Below are 1,246 nucleotides of genomic sequence, written 5' to 3'. Positions count from 1 at the left end.
GCCGGTGGTGGTGGGGGTGGTGGCCTGGATGAGCAGGAGCCCGGCCAGCAGGGAGACGGCGGTGAAGTTGAATCCCACGGACAGGGCATAACGAGGTGTGGCGTTCAACGTCCGGGCGTGCCGGATCGGGGACTCCACGAACCGGAACGACAACCACGCCGGCACGAACGAGAACGCCACCACCGCCAACCCCTGCACCACCGTCAGCTCACCAACACCCCACTCCCAGAACCGCAACAACGGCCAGTGCCACAGATACAACGAGTACGACAACCCACCGACCCACACCAACGGCGCCCACCCCAACAACCGCGCCGCCCCCACCCGAGAAGCCGTGAACCCACCCACGATCACCGCCGCCGTGCCCAGCACCGGCACCAACGCCGCCGCCCCCGGCCACGCCCACCCCGCCGTCACCACGAACCCACTGGCCAGCACCGCCAGCACACCCACCCAGGCCACCAACGCCCCCGTCCGAGGCCGCCACACCGACCACGCACCAGCACCCACAGCCACCAGACCACCCACCCCCAACTCCCACAACCGCGTCGGCGTCACGAAGAACGCCTGCTCCGGACGCCACCACGTGTACACCACCGAGAACACCAACGAGGGCACCACCACCACCGCCAACAACCCCGCCGCCACCAACCGCCGCTCCGGGACCACCACCCCGACCCCGGAGCCGCCCTCCCGCACCCCCGCCCGCCGCACCCGGGCACGGAAGAACACGAACAACCCCAACATCACCAACGGCCAGATGAGATAAAACTGCTCCTCCACCGCCAACGACCAAAAATGCAACACCGGCGAGGGCTCCACATCCTCAGCCAGATAATCCACCGACCGCGCCGAGAACACCCAGTTCACGACATACGCCGCCGCCCCCGCGATATCCCCACCCACCTGCTGCCACTGCACCCGACTGGCCAACAACCAGCTCCCGACCGCCGTCACCACCAGCACCAACCCCGCCGCCGGCAACAACCGCTTGGCCCGCCGCCCGTAGAACCCCACCAACGACAACCGCCCCGTCGACTCCAACTCCCGCAACAACTGATTCGTGATCACAAACCCCGACACCACGAAAAAAACATCCACCCCCACAAACCCACCCGGCAACCACCCAACCCCCGCGTGATACACCATCACCAACAACACAGCCACCGCCCGCAACCCCTCCACATCCCCCCGAAAACCCGCACGCACAACAGACCCGCCGGCCCGGCCAAACCCAGGCAAACGG

At 67.5% G+C, this 1,246-nt stretch carries 1 protein-coding gene; it reads right to left on the bottom strand.

All coding sequences use genetic code 11. From position 1 onward, the window contains the following. Positions 1–1,246, bottom strand: a 1,246-nt coding sequence (locus MWU75_RS19605) for an acyltransferase (protein ID WP_247094143.1), incomplete at both ends; no start/stop codon positions are given.

The organism is Ornithinimicrobium sp. F0845, from assembly GCF_023015765.1.
Classification (GTDB): domain Bacteria; phylum Actinomycetota; class Actinomycetes; order Actinomycetales; family Dermatophilaceae; genus Ornithinicoccus.
Note: the sequence above shows the minus strand (reverse complement) of the source record. Positions and strands in the feature narration are given on the sequence as shown.